The 19120-nt window shown below is 66.1% G+C and carries 18 protein-coding genes; 10 read left to right on the top strand and 8 right to left on the bottom strand.

From position 1 onward, the window contains the following. The first annotated feature begins 52 nt into the window (after positions 1–52). A complete protein-coding gene (locus tag B4M43_RS11175) occupies positions 53–952 on the top strand; it encodes a homocysteine S-methyltransferase family protein (RefSeq protein WP_296266988.1) in 900 nt (299 codons plus the stop codon). A gap of 3 nt (positions 953–955) precedes the next feature. Here the strand turns inward: B4M43_RS11175 and B4M43_RS11170 are convergent, their stop codons facing one another. Then, positions 956–1402 (bottom strand): GNAT family N-acetyltransferase, encoded by a 447-nt coding sequence (locus B4M43_RS11170; protein ID WP_296266986.1) that lies wholly within the window; start codon positions 1400–1402, stop codon positions 956–958. 12 nt (positions 1403–1414) lie between these two features. Continuing rightward, positions 1415–2044, bottom strand: a complete 630-nt coding sequence (locus B4M43_RS11165; protein WP_296266984.1) for an FMN-binding negative transcriptional regulator — start codon at positions 2042–2044, stop codon at positions 1415–1417. Between the two features lie 91 nt (positions 2045–2135). On the opposite strand from B4M43_RS11165, the gene B4M43_RS11160 reads away from it, so the two are divergent. After that, positions 2136–3665: a PLP-dependent aminotransferase family protein gene (locus tag B4M43_RS11160; protein ID WP_296266982.1), complete on the top strand. Its 1530-nt coding sequence runs from the start codon at positions 2136–2138 to the stop codon at positions 3663–3665. Positions 3666–3804: 139 nt separating this feature from the next. On the opposite strand, the gene B4M43_RS11155 is transcribed toward B4M43_RS11160, so the two are convergent. The 4 genes from B4M43_RS11155 to aspA all read right to left on the bottom strand — a co-directional run bounded on the left by B4M43_RS11155 (position 3805) and on the right by aspA (position 8655). After that, positions 3805–4911, bottom strand: coding sequence for a polyamine ABC transporter substrate-binding protein (locus B4M43_RS11155; protein ID WP_296266980.1), 1107 nt, complete (start codon positions 4909–4911; stop codon positions 3805–3807). Positions 4912–4913: 2 nt separating this feature from the next. After that, entirely contained in the window at positions 4914–5957 is a 1044-nt protein-coding gene (locus B4M43_RS11150; protein WP_296266978.1) for a histone deacetylase family protein, read from the bottom strand. Between the two features lie 112 nt (positions 5958–6069). After that, positions 6070–7062: an AraC family transcriptional regulator gene (locus B4M43_RS11145; protein ID WP_296266976.1), complete on the bottom strand. Its 993-nt coding sequence runs from the start codon at positions 7060–7062 to the stop codon at positions 6070–6072. A 168-nt stretch (positions 7063–7230) separates the two neighbouring features. Then, a complete protein-coding gene (aspA, locus tag B4M43_RS11140; RefSeq protein ID WP_296266973.1) occupies positions 7231–8655 on the bottom strand; it encodes an aspartate ammonia-lyase in 1425 nt (474 codons plus the stop codon). A 180-nt stretch (positions 8656–8835) separates the two neighbouring features. Between aspA and B4M43_RS11135 the strand changes: the two genes are divergently transcribed. The 5 genes from B4M43_RS11135 (at position 8836) to B4M43_RS11115 (ending at position 12466) form a co-directional block, all read left to right on the top strand. Beyond that, positions 8836–9741: a LysR substrate-binding domain-containing protein gene (locus B4M43_RS11135; protein WP_296266971.1), complete on the top strand. Its 906-nt coding sequence runs from the start codon at positions 8836–8838 to the stop codon at positions 9739–9741. Positions 9742–9957: 216 nt separating this feature from the next. Next, positions 9958–10449, top strand: coding sequence for a 5-(carboxyamino)imidazole ribonucleotide mutase (gene purE / locus B4M43_RS11130; protein ID WP_296266970.1), 492 nt, complete (start codon positions 9958–9960; stop codon positions 10447–10449). 11 nt (positions 10450–10460) lie between these two features. After that, positions 10461–11546: a 5-(carboxyamino)imidazole ribonucleotide synthase gene (locus B4M43_RS11125; RefSeq protein ID WP_296266968.1), complete on the top strand. Its 1086-nt coding sequence runs from the start codon at positions 10461–10463 to the stop codon at positions 11544–11546. Between the two features lie 90 nt (positions 11547–11636). Beyond that, entirely contained in the window at positions 11637–11882 is a 246-nt protein-coding gene (locus B4M43_RS11120) for a GlsB/YeaQ/YmgE family stress response membrane protein (RefSeq protein WP_296266965.1), read from the top strand. A gap of 50 nt (positions 11883–11932) precedes the next feature. Continuing rightward, positions 11933–12466: a DUF3299 domain-containing protein gene (locus B4M43_RS11115; RefSeq protein WP_296266964.1), complete on the top strand. Its 534-nt coding sequence runs from the start codon at positions 11933–11935 to the stop codon at positions 12464–12466. 30 nt (positions 12467–12496) lie between these two features. On the opposite strand, the gene B4M43_RS11110 is transcribed toward B4M43_RS11115, so the two are convergent. Further along, a complete protein-coding gene (locus B4M43_RS11110) occupies positions 12497–13390 on the bottom strand; it encodes a D-hexose-6-phosphate mutarotase (protein ID WP_296266962.1) in 894 nt (297 codons plus the stop codon). A 36-nt stretch (positions 13391–13426) separates the two neighbouring features. Next, positions 13427–13825, bottom strand: coding sequence for an acyl-CoA thioesterase (locus tag B4M43_RS11105; RefSeq protein ID WP_296266960.1), 399 nt, complete (start codon positions 13823–13825; stop codon positions 13427–13429). Between the two features lie 414 nt (positions 13826–14239). Between B4M43_RS11105 and B4M43_RS11100 the strand changes: the two genes are divergently transcribed. From B4M43_RS11100 to B4M43_RS11090, 3 genes are all read left to right on the top strand, one after another. Further along, positions 14240–15529 (top strand): MFS transporter, encoded by a 1290-nt coding sequence (locus B4M43_RS11100; RefSeq protein WP_296266958.1) that lies wholly within the window; start codon positions 14240–14242, stop codon positions 15527–15529. Between the two features lie 165 nt (positions 15530–15694). Then, positions 15695–16678, top strand: coding sequence for a phosphate ABC transporter substrate-binding protein PstS (locus tag B4M43_RS11095; protein WP_296266956.1), 984 nt, complete (start codon positions 15695–15697; stop codon positions 16676–16678). A 136-nt stretch (positions 16679–16814) separates the two neighbouring features. Further along, positions 16815–19103, top strand: a complete 2289-nt coding sequence (locus tag B4M43_RS11090; RefSeq protein ID WP_296266954.1) for an ABC transporter permease subunit — start codon at positions 16815–16817, stop codon at positions 19101–19103. Positions 19104–19120 lie beyond the last annotated feature (17 nt).

The following is a 19120-nucleotide window of genomic DNA, read 5'->3' as shown; positions in this document are numbered from 1 at the left end:
AACTATTAAGTCACTAGTGAATTTTATTCATATCGATAGCAGTGGAAATTATATGAGCGAACGTCCGTTAATCATTCTCGACGGTGGCATGGGCCGCGAACTCCAGCGCCGTGGCGCACCGTTCCGTCAGCCCGAGTGGTCGGCATTGGCCTTGAGCGAGGCGCCGGAAGCGGTGGTGGCGGTCCATAGCGCTTACATCGAAGCGGGCGCCAGCGTCATCACCAGCAACAGCTACGCCGTGGTGCCGTTCCACATTGGTGAGGCGCGTTTTGCCGCCGAAGGCCAGGCCCTGGCTGCGACTGCAGGCCAACTGGCCCGCGCTGCCGCCGACATCGGCGCGCAGCCGGTGCGCGTGGCCGGCTCGCTGCCGCCGCTGTTCGGCTCCTACCGTCCCGACCTGTACACCGCCGAGCGGGTCGACGAGGTGCTGACGCCTTTGCTGCGCGGTCTGGCGCCCTACGTGGACCTGTGGCTGGCCGAGACCCAGAGCGCCATCGCCGAGGTGCAGGCCATCCGCGCGCGCCTGCCGCAAGACGGCAAGCCGTTCTGGGTCTCCTTCACCTTGCAGGACGAAGACACCGACGACACCCCGCGCCTGCGCTCCGGCGAGCCGGTCAGCGCAGCGGCCGAGGCGGTGGCCGAGCTGGGCGTGCAGACCTTGCTGTTCAACTGCAGCCAGCCCGAAGTCATCGGCGCGGCCATCGATGCGGCCAGAGCGGTGTTCGAGCGCTTGGGCGCGGACATCGCCATCGGCGCCTACGCCAATGCCTTCCCACCGCAACCCAAGGACGCCACGGCCAACGACGGCCTGGACGAACTGCGCGACGACCTCGACCCACCCGGCTACCTGCGCTGGACCCAAGACTGGCGCGCCCGTGGCGCCAGCCTGCTGGGCGGCTGCTGCGGCATCGGCCCGGAGCACATCGCCCAGCTCAAGGCCAACCTGCGCTGAGCCCTACAGGTTGCGGCGGAACTGGATGAACCCCGGCCGCTCCGCCACCTGCTCGTAGAGGCCGATGGCGGTGGCGTTGGTCTCGTGGGTCAGCCAGTGCACCTTGCCGCAACCGGCCGCCTTGGCCGTGTGGTAGACGTGCTCGATCAACTGCCGACCGATGCCCAGGCCGCGCTGCCGGGCATCGACGTACAGGTCTTGCAGGTAGCACGAGTGGCCGATGCTCCAGTTGGAACGGTGGTAGATCCAGTTGACCATCCCCACCGCTTCGCCATCGACCCAGGCCAGCGCCGAATGGGTCGGCTCGCTGGGATCGAGCAGGCGTTGCCAGGTGCTGGCGCTGATCTCGTCGGCCAGGTCGGTTTCGTAGAATTTCAGGTACGCCTGCCACAGGGCCAGCCAGTCGGCGTGGTCGTCGGCGGTGACGGGGCGTAGGGTGACGTTCGGCATGTGGGTGCTTCCTTAGAGAGGGCGCATCTGCGCCGCGAGTGCGTTGTTCAAAGGATCGGGGCTGGCGCTCAGCGCATCGCGCACGCCGGCGAGGTCTGCGGCCGAGCGGTTCTGGCTGAGCTTGCGCGCGCCTTGCAAGCGGGTGATGGGCAGGCGGATGCCGACGATGGCGCGCAGCATGCCTTCGAGGTAGTCGGCGGGTGCGTCCGTCACGTTCCAGGGCACTGGCCGTGAGCGTTCGTGGCGCTCGCTCAATTCGCTGACGATGGCCAGCAGTGGCGCCGCCTGGTGGATCACCTCGACCGGGCCGTGGGCATGCACGGCGGTGTAGTTCCAGGTAGGCACCACCTTGGGGTTGTTAGCCTTGCTCGGGTAGTAACCGGGGCTGACATAGGCGTCGGGGCCGGGAAACACCAGCAGCGCTTCGAGATCGTGCGCGAAAGCGCGCCACTGCGGGTTGGCGCGGGCAAGGTGCGCGTAGACCGTGCCGAACGGGCCTTCGTCGGTTTTCACCAATACCGGCAGGTGGGTCGCCTGTAGCCCTTCGGGGCCCTGGCTGACGAGTACCGCCAACCGTGTTTCCAGCATGTGCCTGTGCAGAAGTTCGAGATCGTGTTCCTGATGGGGTTTGCTCGCATACATGGCGCCGGATCCTTGTGCAGTGCGGTCATCCTAGGCAGGCTAATGGTTCGTTATAAGCACCATTACCTATCGATTTCATAGGACCAATCCTGTGCGCCAGCTTACCCACGCGTTGCCCTTCGACCCAGCCGGGCTCGTACTCGACCGCCGCCGCGGTCTCAGCCAGCAGCTTTACCAAGCCCTGCGCGAGCGCATGCTGGATGGCCGCCTGGGCAGCGGCACGCGGTTGCCGGCCACTCGAGACTTGGCGCAGATGCTGGGGCTGTCACGCAACAGCGTGATGCGCGCCTACGATCAGCTATATGCCGAAGGCTTCATCGAAAGCCGGGTGGGCGACGGCACGTACGTCAGCCACCTCGAAAAACTATCCACACATCTGTCCACAGGGTTATCCCGTGGGTTATCAACAGGTTTATCCACATTTGGCGAATCTGATACTGAGCATTCATCCAGTTCGAGCGATCTCGATGAACCCCTGAACCGGTTAAAAAACCATCGCCTGCCACTGCCGCGCGCAGGTCAACCACGGGCTTTTCGCGTGGGCGTTCCGGCCTTCGATCTGTTCCCGTTCGACGTGTGGGCCAAGCTGCAAGCGGGTTTCTGGCGAAATCCCGACCCTGCGCAGCTCGGCTATGGAGACCCGGCAGGCGAACCTGCCCTGCGCGAACTGATCGCCACTTACTTGCGCCGTTCGCGTGGCCTCACCTGCACCGCTGAGCAAATTGTGATCACCAGTGGTTCGCAGCAAGCCATCAGCCTTTGTGCACAGCTGCTGGTACGGCCTGGCGACCGTGTCGCTGTGGAAAACCCAGGCTACCGCGCTGCAGGCAATGCCTTCGCCCTGGCCGGCGCCCGCGTGCTGGGCGTGCCGGTGGACGAGGACGGGATGGACTGCGCGCATCTGGCCGCGCTCGGCGACTGCCGCTTGGCCTATGTCACGCCCGCGCACCAATACCCCACCGGCGTCACCCTGAGCCTGGCCCGGCGCCTGGAACTGCTGGCCTGGGCCGAGCGCCAGGACGGCTGGGTCGTCGAAGACGACTACGACGGCGAATACCGCTACAGCGGCGCGCCCCTGGCGCCGTTGGCGGCGCTGGACCGGCAGGGACGTGTGCTGTACATCGGCACCTTCGGCAAGGTCGCCTTCCCGGCCTTGCGCCTGGGCTACCTGGTGTTGCCGCCGCGTCTGGTGCAGCCCTTCAGCCAGGCCAAGGCCTTGGCCGTGCGGCATTCGGAGGTCGGCAGCCAATGCGTCATGGCGCAGTTCATGGCTCAAGGGCATTTCCAGCGCCACATCCGCCGCATGCGCAAGGCGGCGCTGAGTCGGCGCAACGTACTCAAGGCCGGTTGGCCGGCGGACGTGCCCGGGCTGGCGGCCATGCCCGACATCGCGGCAGGGCTGCATGTGAGGTTGGTTGTGGATAACTTTGCCAGGGAGCAGGAACTGGTCGCACAGGCGGCCGCGGTGGACGTCGAGATCAATCCGCTGAGCGGTTATTGGCTCGAAGACAGCCACACGCCGCTCGATGCCCGGGCGGGTCTGGTGCTGGGCTTCGCAGCGGTGCCGGAAGGGCAGGTCGCCGAGGCCTTGATGCGCTTGCGCAAGGCCTGGCGTAGGTAGGTGACCAAGGCTTGCGGGCGATGCCTGCCGGCCTCGACGAATGTGTCCAGAAGCGTGTAACGCCTATCGGATGCGCCTGGCGGCGGCTCGACGCCGTGCGCCAAGCCCATCCAGTCGAGCCGCCATCCTGCTCTGCGCTTCAGGTGCCCGACTTGATCCGTGTCCAGGCCCGCGTCCGTGCCCGTTCGGCGTCACGCGGCAAGGGCTTCAGGGTGTACAGCTTGGCCATCGCCTCGGCGGTCGGGTACAGGTTGGGGTTGTTGCGGATGGCCGGGCTGACCTTGTCTGTGGCGTCCTTGTTGGGGTTGGGGTAGCCGACGAAATCGCTGATCGGCGCGATCACCTCGGGGCGCAGCAGGTAGTCGATGAAGGCGTGGGCGTCGTCCGGGTTGGCGGCGTTCTTCGGAATGGCCAGCATGTCGAACCAGATCGGCGCGCCCTCCTTGGGCAGGCGCATGTCCACCACCACGCCGTTGTTGGCCTCGCGCGCGCGGTTGGCGGCCTGGGAGAAGCTGCCCGAGTAGCCGACCGCCACGCAGATGTCGCCGTTGGCGATGTCGGCCATGTATTTGGAGGAGTGGAAGTAGGTGATGTAGGGGCGGATCTCCAGCAGCAGGTCCTGGGCCTTCTTGTAGTCGGCGGGGTTGCTGCTGTTGGGGTCCAGGCCCAGGTAGGCCAGGGCCAGGGGCAGGATCTCCGAGGGCGAGTCGAGCAGCGCCACGCCGCAGCCCTTGAGCTTGGAGAGGTTCTCCGGCTTGAAGATCAGGTCCCAGCTGTCCACCGGTGCGGCCTCGCCCAGCGCGGCCTTGACCTTTTCCGGGTTGAAGCCGATCAGCACCGTGCCGTACATGTAGGGCACAGCGAATTTGTTGCCCGGGTCATTGCCTTCGATCAGCTTCATCAGGGCCGGGTCCAGGTGCTGCCAGTTGGGCAACTTGCTGCGGTCCAACGGCTGGAACACCCCGGCCTCGATCTGCTTGGCCAGGAACACGTTGGACGGCACCACCACGTCGTACCCGGAATTGCCGGTCAGCAGCTTGGCTTCCAGGGCCTCGTTGGTGTCGAAGATGTCGTAGACCAGGTTGACCCCACTGCTTTGCTTGAAGTCGGTGAGGGTCTGCGGGGTGATGTAGTCGAACCAGTTGTACACGCGCAGGGTGCGCTGTTCGGCCTGGGCGCCTTGCGCGCCGCCGAGCAGCAGGCCGGCGGCGAGGAGCGGGGCGAAGACAGAGGTGCGTCGCAGCATGTTCAGGCTCCCGATGATTGCGCGCGCTGGAAACCTTCCAGCACATTGACCGCGTTGATACCGATTTCCGCCACCGCGTAACCCCCTTCCATGACGAACAGGGTCGGCTTGCCGAGCTGGGCGATGCGCTCGCCCATGGCCAGGTAGTCGGGGCTGTCGAGCTTGAACTGCGAGATGGGGTCGTCCTTGAAGGTGTCTACGCCCAGGGAGACCACCAACACGTCCGCGTCGAAGCCGGCGATGCGCTCGCAGGCCTGGTCCAGGGCCGCGCTCCAGGCCGTCCAGTCGCTGCCGGCTGGCAGGGGATAGTTGACGTTGTAGCCGAGGCCTGCGCCTTCGCCGGTTTCGTCGGCATAGCCTAGGAAGAACGGAAATTCGGCCTGGGGGTCGCCGTGGATCGAGGCGAACAGCACGTCGTTGCGGGCGTAGAAGATGTCTTGCGTGCCGTTGCCGTGGTGGTAGTCGACATCGAGGATGGCCACCTTGCGCCGGCCTTGGTCGAGAAAGGCCTGGGCGGCGATGGCGGCGTTGTTCAGGTAGCAGTAGCCGCCCATCACCTCGGCGGCGGCATGGTGCCCCGGCGGGCGGCAAAGGGCGAAGGCGGCAGGGGCGCCTTGTTCGATGGCGGCCTGGGCGGTCAGCGCGACTTGCGCGGCGCTGTAGGCGGCCTGCCAGGTGCCGGCGGTGATCGGGGCGCCGGCGTCGAAGCTGTAATAGCCCAGTTCGCCCAGCAGGCTGGTGGGCTTGAGCGCGCGCAGGGTGCGCGCCGGCCAGGTGAAGGGCAGCAGGTCGCCGTCGCGGCCCAACTGCGCCCAGCGCGCCCAGGCGCCTTCGAAGAAGTCCAGGTAGGCGGCGCTGTGGATGCGTTGCAGCGGTGCTCGGCCGAAGTCGGTGGGGCCGCGCACTTCGCCCAATTGGCGCGTCTTGACCCGTTCGAGCACGTGGTCGGCCCGCGACGGCATCTCGAAGCACGGCATCAGCTGGCCGTCGATCAACTCGCAGCGGCCGTGGTGCAAGCGGTGGTCATCGGAATAGATCGTCAGCATGTGGGGTCTCCGGTTCGCTGGTGTGCGGCCATTGTGCTGGGCGCGGCGCGCGAGCCTGGACGGTGCGGGTGGCCAAAAAGGGATGGATATGGCCAAGCCATGCGCCTGCCGATCAGCCGCGGTAGTGCCGCGGCGCCATGCCGCTCCAGCGCTGGAAGGCGTGCCGGAAGCTCGCCGTCTCGCTGAAGCCCAGGGTTTCGGCGATGCGGTGAATCGGCACTTGCTCTTCGGTCAGCAATTGCTTGGCGCGTTCGAAGCGCAACTCGTCGAGCAGTTGCTGGTAGCTGCTGCCCAGGCTGTGCAGGTGCCGGCGCAGGGTGCGCGAGGAGCAGTTCATCTGCCGCGCCAAACCCTCCAGCCCTGGCGCGGCATCGAGCTGTTGCTGCAGCAGTAGACGGATGCGCCCGAGCCAGGCCTGGCGCCCGGTGAATTCCAGGTTCAGGCGTCGGCAGCGCTCGGCCATGGCCTGGTGCGTGATAGGGTCGGCCAGGGGCAGCGGTGTGTCCAGCCAGTGGCGGTCGAAGGCGAAGGCGTTGTCGTCGGCCTGGAAGGTCAGCGGGCCGGCGAAGGTTTGCGCGTAGGCCGGTCGATAGGCCGGACGTGGGTGCTGGAAGCGCGCGCCCAGCAGCGGCAGCGGGCGGCCGAGCAGGTCGTCGCAGATGACCTTGAGCGACACCAGGCAGAACTCGGCGTTGAAGGCCGCCAGGCCCGGTGCGTCGTGGTGCTCGCTGGCGCTGAGCCAGACCCGTGGCCCGTCCTCGACCAGGCGCAGTTGGAACATTGTTCCCAGCAGTGCCGGAAAGTGCAGCGCCAAGCGCAGGGCGTCACCCAAAGTGGCACTGGAGAGCAGGGCATAGCCGAGCATGCCGTAGCTCGACACATGCATGCGCCGCCCCAGTTCCAGGCCGATGTCGGCACGCAGGGCCACGGCGTTGGCACATACCTGCAACTCCTGCTGGGTGGTGATGCGTGCGTCGGCGCGGCCCAGGTCGGCGGGGGTGATGCCGCTGCCGTCGAGCAGCAGGCGCGCATCGACGCCGCGTGCGGCGAACGTCGTGAGGATCAGCGAAACCGCGTTGAGGGTGGTGAGGTGGCTGTGCAGCATGCTGGCTGTCCGCGTGGGCTGGAAAAATTGAGCGAGCAAGTTGCGTGCCGTGGCGCCGCCGAAGCGTTTCGAGCATAAAAAAAGGGCCCGGCGCAGGTAAGCGCGGGCCCTCGAAAGGTGGGGAGGTGTCTAGTCCCCCCGACCTGGTGAGACGCGTGTTGCGGTCGGTTACGCCTTCAGCGGCACCAGACGGGGGGCGATCATGTTTTCCGGGCGCAGGATGTCGTCGAGCATCGCTTCGTCCAGCAGCTGTTCCTCGCGCACCAGTTCCAGCACGCCGCGGCCGGTTTCCAGGGCGACGCGGGCGATACGGGTGGCGTTTTCATAGCCGATGTACGGGTTCAGCGCGGTGACCAGGCCGATGGAGTGCTCGACCAGTTCGCGACAGCGCTGTTCGTTGGCGGTGATGCCGACGATGCAGTGCTCGCGCAGCATGTCCATGGCGCGTTGCAGCAGGCGGATCGAGTCGAAGATCTTGTAGGCGATCAGCGGCTCCATCACGTTGAGCTGCAGCTGGCCGCCTTCGGCCGCCACGGTCAGCGCCAGGTCGTTGCCCATGATGGCGAAGGCCACCTGGTTGACGGCCTCCGGGATCACCGGGTTGACCTTGCCCGGCATGATCGAGCTGCCCGGCTGGCGTGCCGGCAGGTTGATCTCGTTGATGCCGGTGCGTGGGCCGCTGGACAGCAGGCGCAGGTCGTTGCAGATCTTCGACAGCTTGACCGCGGTGCGCTTGAGCATGCCGGAGAACAGCACGAAGGCGCCCATGTCGGAGGTGGCTTCGATCAGGTCGGCAGCCGGCACCAGCGGCTGGCCGCTGATCAGCGCCAGACGTTGCACGGCCAGGGCCTGGTAGCCGGGGTCGGCGTTGATGCCGGTGCCGATGGCGGTGCCGCCCAGGTTGATTTCGGTGAGCAGTTCCGGGGCCAGCGAACGCAGACGGTTGAGGTCTTCGGTCATGGTGGTGGCGAAGGCGCGGAATTCCTGGCCGAGGGTCATCGGCACGGCGTCTTGCAGCTGGGTGCGGCCCATCTTCAGGACGTGGTTGAACTCTTCGCCTTTGGCAGCGAAGGCCTGGATCAGGCTGTCGAGGCTGGCCAGCAGCGCGTCGTGGCCCAGCAGCAGACCCAGACGGATCGCGGTGGGGTAGGCGTCGTTGGTCGACTGCGCCATGTTCACGTCGTTGTTGGGGTGCAGGTACTGGTACTCGCCCTTCTGATGGCCCATGGCCTCCAGCGCGATGTTGGCGATGACTTCGTTGGCGTTCATGTTGGTCGAGGTACCGGCCCCGCCCTGGATCATGTCGACCACGAACTGCTCGTGGTAGTCGCCCTTGATCAGGCGGCCGCAGGCGGCGCTGATGGCGGCGTGCTTGGCATCGCTCAGGTGGCCCAACTCACGGTTGGCGTCGGCGGCGGCCTGTTTGACCATGGCCAGGCCCACGACCAGCTTCGGGTAGTGCGACAGCGGCACGCCGGAGAGGTGGAAGTTGTTGGCGGCGCGCAGGGTCTGGATGCCGTAGTAGGCATCGGCAGGGACTTCCAGGGTGCCAAGCAGGTCTTTTTCGACGCGGAACGATGCAGCAGCGGACATGATGGATATCATCTCGAGTTGGCCCCGGCATGTGCCGGAATGGCGCCAATCCTAGGCCTGCGCGGTTTTTGCGGCCAATGCTGATGCACGCTAACCTATGCACAAACGGCATACCGATTGATGTGACGCGGATTGATCAACGAGCGTGTTCCATTTTGGTGCGCGCGGGAGACGAGCTTCATGAACCTCGAGAGCAAATGGCTGGAAGATTTCAGCGCCCTGGCGGCCACCCGCAGCTTTTCCCAGGCCGCCGAACGGCGCTTCGTCACCCAGCCGGCCTTCAGCCGCCGCATCCGCAGCCTGGAGGCCGCGCTGGGCCTGACCCTGGTCAACCGCTCGCGCACACCCATCGAGCTGACCGAGGCCGGGCAGCTGTTTCTGGTCACGGCGCGTACCGTCGTCGACCAGTTGGGCGAAGTGCTGCGCCATTTGCACCATCTCGAGGGCGGGCAGGGCGAGGTGGTGCAGATCGCCGCCGCCCACTCGCTGGCCTCGGGGTTCTTCCCGCATTGGGTGGCGCAACTGCGCAACGATGGCCTGAACATCGCCACGCGCATGGTCGCCACCAACGTCGGCGAGGCCGTGCATGCCCTGCGCGAAGGCGGCTGCGACCTGATGCTGGCCTTCTACGACCCCGATGCCGCCTTGCAGATGGACGCCGAGATCTTCCCTTCGCTGCACATGGGCACCACGGAAATGCTGCCGGTGTGCGCTGTGGGCGACGACGGCAAACCGCTGTTCGACCTGGAGGGCGACACCAGCGTGCCGTTGCTGGCCTACAGCGCCGGCGCGTTCCTCGGGCGCTCGGTCAGCCTGCTGCTGCGCCAGCGCAGCCTGCGCTACACCACGGTGTGCGAGACGGCCATGGCCGACAGTCTGAAGAGCATGGCCCTCGAAGGCATGGGCGTGGCCTGGGTGCCGCGCCTGTCGATGCGCGGCGAGCTGGAGCGCGGCGAGTTGGCCATTTGCGGCGCGGCGCAGTGGCACGTGCCGCTGGAGATTCGCCTGTACCGCTGCGCCCTGGTGCGCAAGGCCAACGTGCGGTTGCTGTGGCGCAAGCTGGAGTCGGCCGGCAGCCAGGGCTGAGGCGCTGCGATGAAGTGGAAAAGTTGTCTCGCGAGACAGCTTGCCCTTTGATCCGCTCTGTGCTTGCGGGGGTGTGCGGTCCGTACCGCACTAGGCTATAATCCCGCGCCTTCGGCCGCCCTGGTCGATCAGAATCCATACGACAAGCCACGCCGGTTCCCTGCGTGGCTTGTTGCTTTTAGCGCGCCGGCAGGCGCTTGCAGGAGAGGCTCGACGATGAGTGCACTGGTTGGCGTGATCATGGGCTCCAAGTCCGATTGGTCCACCCTTAGCCACACCGCCGATATGCTGGAAAAACTCGGCATTCCCTACGAGGTGAAAGTGGTCTCGGCCCACCGTACCCCGGATCTGCTGTTCCAGTACGCGGAAGAGGCCGAAGGCCGTGGCATCGAGGTGATCATCGCCGGTGCCGGCGGCGCGGCGCACCTGCCGGGCATGTGCGCGGCCAAGACCCACCTGCCGGTGCTGGGCGTGCCGGTGCAGTCTTCGATGCTCTCGGGCGTCGACTCGCTGCTGTCGATCGTGCAGATGCCGGCCGGCGTGCCGGTGGCGACGCTGGCCATCGGCCGCGCCGGGGCGGTCAACGCCGCACTGCTGTCGGCCAGCATCCTGGGCGCCAAGCACCCGCAGTTCCACGCCGCGCTCAAGCAGTTCCGCACGGAGCAGACCGACACCGTGCTGGACCATCCCGATCCGCGCCAGGCCTGAGGCTCACATCCATGAAAATCGGTGTAATCGGTGGCGGCCAGCTCGGCCGCATGCTGGCCCTGGCGGGCACTCCGCTGGGCATGAACTTCGCTTTCCTCGACCCCGCGCCGGACGCCTGCGCCGCCCCCCTGGGCGAGCACCTGCGTGCCGACTACGGCGACCAGGACCACCTGCGCCAACTGGCCGACGAAGTCGACCTGGTGACCTTCGAATTCGAGAGCGTGCCGGCCGAAACGGTGGCCTTCCTCTCGCAGTTCGTCCCGGTCTACCCCAGTGCCGACGCCCTGCGCATCGCCCGCGACCGCCTGTTCGAAAAGAGCCTGTTCCGCGACCTGGGCATTCCCACCCCGGCCTTCGCCGACATCCTCTCCCAGGCCGACCTCGACGCCGCGGTCGCCAGCATCGGCCTGCCGGCCGTGCTCAAGACCCGCACCCTGGGTTATGACGGCAAGGGCCAGAAGGTGCTGCGCAGCGCCGCCGATGTGGTCGACACCTTCGCCGAACTGGGCAGCGTGCCATGCCTGCTGGAAGGCTTCGTGCCGTTCACCGGCGAAGTGTCGCTGGTGGCCGTGCGCGGCCGCGACGGCGAAACGCGCTTCTATCCGCTGGTGCACAACACCCACGACAGCGGCATCCTGCGCCTGTCGGTGGCGAGCGACGCACACCCCTTGCAGGCGCTGGCCGAAGACTACGTCGGCCGGGTGCTGGAACGGCTCGACTACGTGGGCGTCATGGCCTTCGAGTTCTTCGAAGTCGACGGTGGCCTGAAAGCCAACGAGATCGCACCACGCGTGCACAACTCCGGGCACTGGACCATCGAAGGCGCCGAGTGCAGCCAGTTCGAGAACCACCTGCGTGCCGTGGCCGGGCTGCCGCTGGGCTCCACCGCCAAGGTCGGCGAGAGCGCCATGCTCAACTTCATCGGCAGCGTGCCCGACGTGGCCAAGACCGTGGCCATCGACGACTGCCACCTGCACCACTACGGCAAGGCCTTCAAGGCCGGACGCAAGGTCGGCCACGCCACCCTGCGCTGCGCGGACATGCCCACTCTGCGAGCCAAGATCGCCGAGGTAGAGGCTTTGATCGCGGCGAATTGAACCTCGCCGGCCTTCCTGCCCTCTGACAAGACACACGCCAACGGCCCATGCGGCCGTCGGTGCGTTTCATTTATCTAGGAGGGATCGCCAATGGGCATCATCGGAACTATCTTCATCGGCCTCATCGTCGGCCTGCTGGCGCGTTTTCTGAAGCCCGGCGACGACAGCATGGGCTGGATCATGACCATCCTGCTGGGTATCGCAGGTTCGCTGGTCGCCACCTACGGTGGCCAGGCACTGGGTATCTACCAGGCAGGGCAAGCGGCAGGCTTCTTCGGTGCGCTGGTCGGCGCCATCATCCTGCTGGTGATCTACGGCCTCATCAAGAAGCGCTGATTGCAGATAGAATGCCCGGCAATTCATCCCACTGAGTTGCCGAGCATTCCATGCGCGCGTTCCTGCTCTTCCCGCTTATCCTGGTCAGCACCCTGGCCCACGCCGAACTCCCCGAAACCGACTGGCTGGACCTGATGCCCAAGTCGGACCAGAAAGCCCTCGAAGCCATGCCCGAGATCGACCACGACTCTCCCGAGGCCATGGGCACCTTCACCGCCAAGGGCGGCTTGAAGCAGAGCAAGGGCTTGCCCGCCGTGATGTATTCCACCAAGACCGTCGCCACGATGGATGGCAAGCGCATCCGCCTGGGCGGCTATCCGGTGCCCTTGGAAAGCGACGCCAAGGGCAACAGCACACTGTTCTTCCTCGTGCCCTATCCGGGCGCGTGCATCCACGTTCCGCCACCGCCGCCCAACCAGCTGGTGCTGGTGCGTTATCCGAAAGGGCTGAAGATCGACGACATCTACACGCCGCTGTGGGTCACCGGGCCGTTGAAGGTGGAGAAGGTCAACAACGACCTGGCCGATGCGGCCTATGCGCTGGATGCGCAGAACGTGCGGGTGGTGGAAGACGCGGACCTCTGAGCGAGGCCCGCCGGCGCGGCTTGGACGCCGTTACAGCGATTCGCTGCCGATCGTGACCGACAGGCTGTGACGGGCGCCGGGCGCGAGGGTCAGCGCGTCGTGCCAGGCGTTGGCGGTTTCGATGCAGAGCATGCCTTGCCAAGCCTCGTTGCCCATGTCGGGCAAGGCGGCCGCGCGTTCCGTCCATGGGTTCCAGACCACGGCCGAGTGCGAGCCCTGAGTGTGCAGGGTGATGCGCCGGTCATGCTGCGGATCGACGATGCTCAGGCGCTCGGGCGGGTCGAGGTAGATGCGGTCGGTTTCGCCGGCGAAGGCGAGGGCGCCTTGCTGGGTGCGCTGCTCCCAATCGGCGAGGGTCTCGATGTAGGCCAGCCCCTCCACGCCTTGCACCTGCACCTGGCGCACGTCGCCCACGGCGAAGTAGGTGTGCAGCGCCTGGCTCAGGGTGACCGGCTGCGGGCCGAGGTTGCGGTTGCTCAGGGTCACTTGCAGGGTGTCGCCCAACGCCACGCTCAGGCGCAGTTCGACGCTGTGCGGCCAGTCGGGCAGCGCGCCTTGCGCCTCGGGCAGGTCGAATTCGAGGTGGACGGTGTCGCCACGCTCCTCGATGCCAAGCAGTTGCCAGTCACGGCCGCGTGCCAGGCCATGGGCCGGTGGCGGCTCGCCGCTGTACATCGCCTGCACGGTTTCGGGGTTGCGCCGCAGATCGCCGAACCACGGCCAACAGACCGGCACCCCGCCGCGCACCGACTTGCCCTGCTTGAACAGGGCTTCGTCGCTGAGCCACAGCAGCGGCGCTGCGCCACTGCGTTGGTAGCGCAGGATCTGCGCACCTTGCCGGGCGACGACCAGCTCGGCCTGGGCGGTGGTGATGCGCCAGCACTCGAGTACGCCCAGCGTGAGGGTTTCGACGGTAGTGGTCATGCGGGATCCTGTAGGTGGCTGGCGAACCGGCAGTGTTCAGCGTTGCGGCACGGCGCGGGTGCGGCCGCTGCTGTCGATGGCGACGAAGACGAACACCGCTTCGGTGACCTTGCGCCATTCGCCGGACTGCGGATCGTCGCTCCACACCTCGACCATCATCTGGATCGAGCTGCGGCCGATCTCCAGGGTCTGGGTGTAGAACGACAACTGCGCGCCGACGGCGACCGGCACCAGGAACGCCATGCGGTCGATGGCCACGGTCGCCACGCGGCCGCCGGCGATGCGGCTGGCCATGGCGGTGCCGGCCAGGTCCATCTGCGCCACCAGCCAGCCGCCGAAGATGTCGCCAAAGCCGTTGGTTTCCCGCGGTAGTGCGGTGATCTGCAAGGCCAGGTCGCCTTGCGGGATAGGATCTTCTTGTTCGAGCTCAATCATGCCGAGGGGCCTCTGACCCGTGACGCTTCGTGAGAGGGCGTAGCAGGTGCTGTGTGAAACGCGCGGTCGCCGATGGGCGACGGTTCGGGCAAGCCTCGAAGGCGCGGTGTGAACGACGAGGGCGGTCACATACTACGCCCATTTCTTAAGGGCGCGCGGGCTACTGCGACACAGCACGACACGCCTGAGCATACCGACCGATGTTTTCGCGCAACGTCCCACATAAATGGCAGCCTTTTCCTACGAATTGCTAAGTATATAGAGCGTTGCAGTGGGCAACGACCTGAGTTTCTTGAAGATGGCTGGCTCGTTAGCTTCCTATGAGTCGGTGCGGCCAATTTGCTATCTTCCTCGCTCGCCCATTCCAGAAGCCGCGCCTCACGCGGCCTGCATGCCCAACAAGAGTGCAAAACGATGACCAGCGTGCCCCCTTCCACCGAGCAGCCCGCGCGCCCGCTCACCCGCAACGATTACAAGACCCTGTCCCTCTCGGCCCTGGGCGGCGCGCTGGAGTTCTACGACTTCATCATCTTCGTGTTCTTCGCCACGGTGGTGGGCAAGCTGTTCTTCCCGCCCGAGATGCCCGAATGGCTACGTCTGATGCAGACCTTCGGCATCTTCGCGGCCGGTTACCTGGCGCGCCCCCTAGGCGGCATCGTCATGGCCCACTTCGGCGACCTGCTGGGGCGCAAGAAGATGTTCACCCTGAGCATCTTCATGATGGCCGTGCCCACGCTGATCATGGGCCTGCTGCCCACCTACGCGCAGATCGGCCTGTGGGCGCCGATGCTGCTGCTGTTGATGCGGGTGATCCAGGGCGCGGCCATCGGCGGTGAAGTGCCGGGGGCCTGGGTGTTCGTGTCCGAACACGTGCCGGCGCGCAACACCGGCTACGCCTGCGGCACCCTGACCGCAGGGCTGACCGCGGGCATTCTGCTGGGCTCGCTGGTGGCCACGCTGATCAACTCGGTGTACACCGCCGAAGAAGTGGCCGACTACGGCTGGCGCATCCCGTTCCTGCTGGGCGGCGTGTTCGGCCTGTTCTCGGTGTACCTGCGCCGCTGGCTGCACGAGACCCCGGTGTTCGCCGAGATGCAGCAGCGCAAGGCCCTGGCCGAAGAGCTGCCGTTGCGCGCGGTGCTGCGCGACCACCCGCGTGCGGTGCTGCTGTCGATGCTGCTGACCTGGCTGCTGTCGGCCGGCATCGTGGTGGTGATCCTCATGACCCCGGCGCTGTTGCAGACCTTCTACGGCGTCAGCCCCACCGACTCGCTGAAAGCCAACAGCCTGGCGATCATCCTGCTCAGCCTGGGCTGCATCGGCACCGGCTGGCTGTGCGACCGCTTCGGCGCCGGGCGCGTGCTGGTGGTGGGCAGCCTGCTGCTGCTGGCCAGCTCCTGGACCTTCTACCACAGCCTGGCCACGCACCCCGAGCTGCTGTTCGCGCTGTATGCCGTCACCGGTCTGTGCGTCGGTGTGATCGGCGCGGTGCCCTTCGTCATGGTCAAGGCGTTCCCGGCTGCGGTGCGCTTCACCGGGCTGTCGTTCTCCTACAACGTGGCCTACGCGATCTTCGGCGGCCTGACGCCCATGGTGGTGACCGCGCTGCTCAAGTTCAGCCCTATGGCACCGGCGTATTACGTGGCGGGGTTATGTGGGTTGGGGTTGGCGATCGGGCTGTACCTGTTGGCGGGGAAACGCTGAAACCTTCGTTCCTGCCGGGTCGAGAACATCGAAAAAGGCCATCCTGCAGTGCGGTGATGGCCTTTCATCTATTTGTCACATAGGCGTCATATCGTGGTCACACGGCCCTTCGATACTGGCCCCCGTTCTGACCCGAACCCCTCGATATTCTGCTAGGAGCAAGGCATGAAACTGAAGCGTTTGATGGCGGCCCTGACATTTGCCGCCGCTGGCGTTGCCACCGCCAATGCGGTCGCCGCTGTCGATCCCTCGATCCCGACCTACACCAAGACCACCGGTGTGTCGGGCAACCTCTCCAGCGTTGGTTCCGACACCCTGGCGAACTTGATGACCTTGTGGGCCGAGGCCTATAAAAAGGAATACCCGAACGTCAACATCCAGATCCAGGCCGCCGGTTCCTCCACTGCGCCGCCGGCGCTGACCGAAGGCACCGCCAACCTCGGCCCGATGAGCCGCAAGATGAAGGACGTCGAGCTGCAGGCCTTCGAGCAGAAGTACGGCTACAAGCCCACCGCCATCCCGGTGGCCGTCGACGCCCTGGCCGTGTTCGTGCACAAGGACAACCCGATCAAGGGCCTGACCATGGCCCAGGTCGACGCCATCTTCTCCTCCACCCGCCTGTGCGGCGCCAAGGCCGACGTCAAGACCTGGGGCGACGTGGGCGTGACCGGCGACCTGGCCGGCAAGCCGCTGCAGCTGTTCGGCCGCAACTCGGTGTCGGGCACCTACGGCTACTTCAAGGAAGAAGCCCTGTGCAAAGGCGACTTCAAACCCAACGTCAACGAACAGCCGGGCTCGGCGTCGGTGGTGCAGTCGATCAGCAGCTCGCTCAACTCCATCGGCTACTCGGGCATCGGCTACAAGACCGCCAGTGTGAAGACCGTGCCGCTGGCCAAGAAAGAAGGCGGCGAGTTCATCGAAGACAACGAAGAGAACGCCCTGAACGGCAAGTACCCGCTGTCGCGCTTCCTCTACGTCTACGTCAACAAGGCGCCGAACAAGCCGCTGGCCCCGCTGGACGCCGAGTTCATCAAGCTGGTGCTGTCGCAGGCCGGTCAGCAGGTGGTGGTGAAGGACGGTTACATCCCGCTGCCGGCCAAGGTCGTCGAGAAGACCCTGAACGACCTGGGCCTGGCCCACGCCAAGTAATCGAGCACCCCGGAAGGGCCGCCTGGCGGGCCCTTCCACCTCTTCTTCAGTCCGTAGCCAGCACCCCTGAGCCGCGGGCTTTTTTGCGTCACTGCACTGTCATGTTTCTGTCATACGGGACCGCTAGGGTGTGCGCATGAATGATCTGGCCAACTCCACCATGACCCAAAATTCCCCTCCCGCGCGGATTGATTTCAATACGCCGGAAATGCAACGCAAACGCCGCGTGCGTGCCTTCAAGGACCGCCTGACCCGCTGGTACGTCCTGGTCGGCGGGCTGGCCGTGCTGGCGGCCATCACGCTGATCTTCTTCTACCTGGCCTACGTGGTGCTGCCGCTGTTCCAAGGCGCCGAGCTGACCCGCAAGGACGCCCTGACGCCGACCTGGCTGCAGCAAGATGCCGGCAAGCCGCTGATGATCGCCCTCGAAGAGCAGAACCTGGTCGGCATGCGCGTGTCCGACAAGGGCCAGGTGCTGTTCTTCGACACCAAGAGCGGCGCCGAACTCAAGCGCGTCGAGCTGCCGATTCCGGCCGGCGTGCAGGTCACCTCCATCGGCAGCGACCAGCCCGGTAGCCCGCTGGTCGTCCTGGGCCTGTCCAACGGCCAGGCGCTGCTGTTCCACCACAGCTACAAGATCACCTACCCGGACGGCAAGAAGGCCATCGCCCCCGGCGTCGACTTCCCCTACGGCGAACAGCCGTTCGTGCTCGACGAGCAGGGCCGGGCGCTGGAGCACGTCAGCGTCAACCTCAACGGTGAGAACCTGCTGCTGGCAGGCTCGGTCGGCGCCAGCCTGCAAGTGGTGCAGATCACCCGCGAAGAAAACATGATGACCGGCGAGGTCACCAGCGAGCAGAACCGCATCGCCTTGCCGCAGATGTCCGAGCCGGTCAAAGCCCTCTACGTCGATCCGCGCCAGCAATGGCTCTACGTGGTCAACGGCCGCGCCACGGCCGACGTGTTCAGCCTGCGCGACAAGAGCCTCAACGGCCGCTACAAGCTGCTCGAAGACGGCCAGGCCGAAATCACCGCCAGCGGCCAGCTGGTCGGCGGCATCTCGCTGATCTTCGGCGACTCCAAGGGCGGCTTGAGCCAGTGGTTCATGGCCCGCGACCCCGACGGCGAGCAACGCCTGAAGCTGATCCGCAGCTTCCAGCTGGGCAAGGCGCCGGTGGTGCAGATCGACGCCGAAGAGCGCCGCAAGGGCTTCGTCGCCCTCGACAGCGAAGGCCAGCTGGGCGTGTTCCACAGCACCGCGCACCGCACCCTGCTGGTCGAGCCGGTCGCCGAAGGCGCGGGTGTGCTGGCACTGTCGCCACGGGCCAACCGCATCGTCATCGAAGAGGGCGGCAAGCTGCTGCCGCTGAGCCTGCGCAACCCGCACCCGGAAGTGTCGTTCAGCGCGCTGTGGGGCAAGGTCTGGTACGAGAACTACGACGCGCCCCAGTACGTCTGGCAGTCCACGGCTTCGAACACCGACTTCGAACCCAAACTGAGCCTGTCGCCGCTGACCTTCGGCACCCTCAAGGCGGCCTTCTACGCGATGATCCTGGCCGCGCCCCTGGCGATCGCCGCCGCCATCTACACCGCCTATTTCATGGCCCCCGGCATGCGCCGCAAGGTCAAGCCGGTGATCGAGCTGATGGAAGCGATGCCGACGGTGATCCTCGGCTTCTTCGCCGGCCTGTTCCTGGCGCCGTACCTGGAAGGGCACCTGCCGGGCGTGTTCAGCCTGTTCATGATCCTGCCCCTGGGCATCCTGCTCACAGGCTTCGCCTGGAGCCGCCTGCCCGAGTCGATCCGCCTGCGCGTGCCCGACGGTTGGGAAGCGGCGATCCTGATCCCGGTGATCGTCGCCATCGGCTGGTTCGCCCTGGGCGTCAGCCCCTTCCTGGAGAACTGGCTGTTCGGCGGCGACATGCGCCACTGGATCAGCAACGACCTGGGCATCACCTACGACCAGCGCAACGCCCTGGTGGTGGGCATCGCCATGGGCTTCGCGGTGATCCCGAACATCTACTCCATCGCCGAAGACGCCGTGTTCAGCGTGCCGCGCAGCCTCACCCTGGGCTCGCTGGCCCTGGGCGCCACGCCCTGGCAGACCCTCACCCGCGTGGTCATCCTGACCGCCAGCCCCGGCATCTTCTCGGCGCTGATGATCGGCATGGGCCGCGCGGTGGGCGAAACCATGATCGTGCTGATGGCCACCGGCAACACCCCGGTGATGGAGATGAACCTGTTCGAAGGCATGCGCACCCTGGCCGCCAACGTGGCGGTGGAGATGCCGGAGTCCGAAGTCGGCGGCAGCCACTACCGTGTGCTGTTCCTCGCCGCCTTGGTGCTGCTGCTCTTCACCTTCGTCATGAACACCTTGGCCGAGCTGATTCGCCAGCGTCTGCGCAAGAAATACTCGTCGCTTTGATAGGAAGGTAGAGATCC

It is taken from the genome of Pseudomonas sp. UBA6562, assembly GCF_002434265.1.
GTDB lineage: Bacteria > Pseudomonadota > Gammaproteobacteria > Pseudomonadales > Pseudomonadaceae > Aquipseudomonas.
This window is presented reverse-complemented; position numbering and strand designations above follow the sequence as displayed.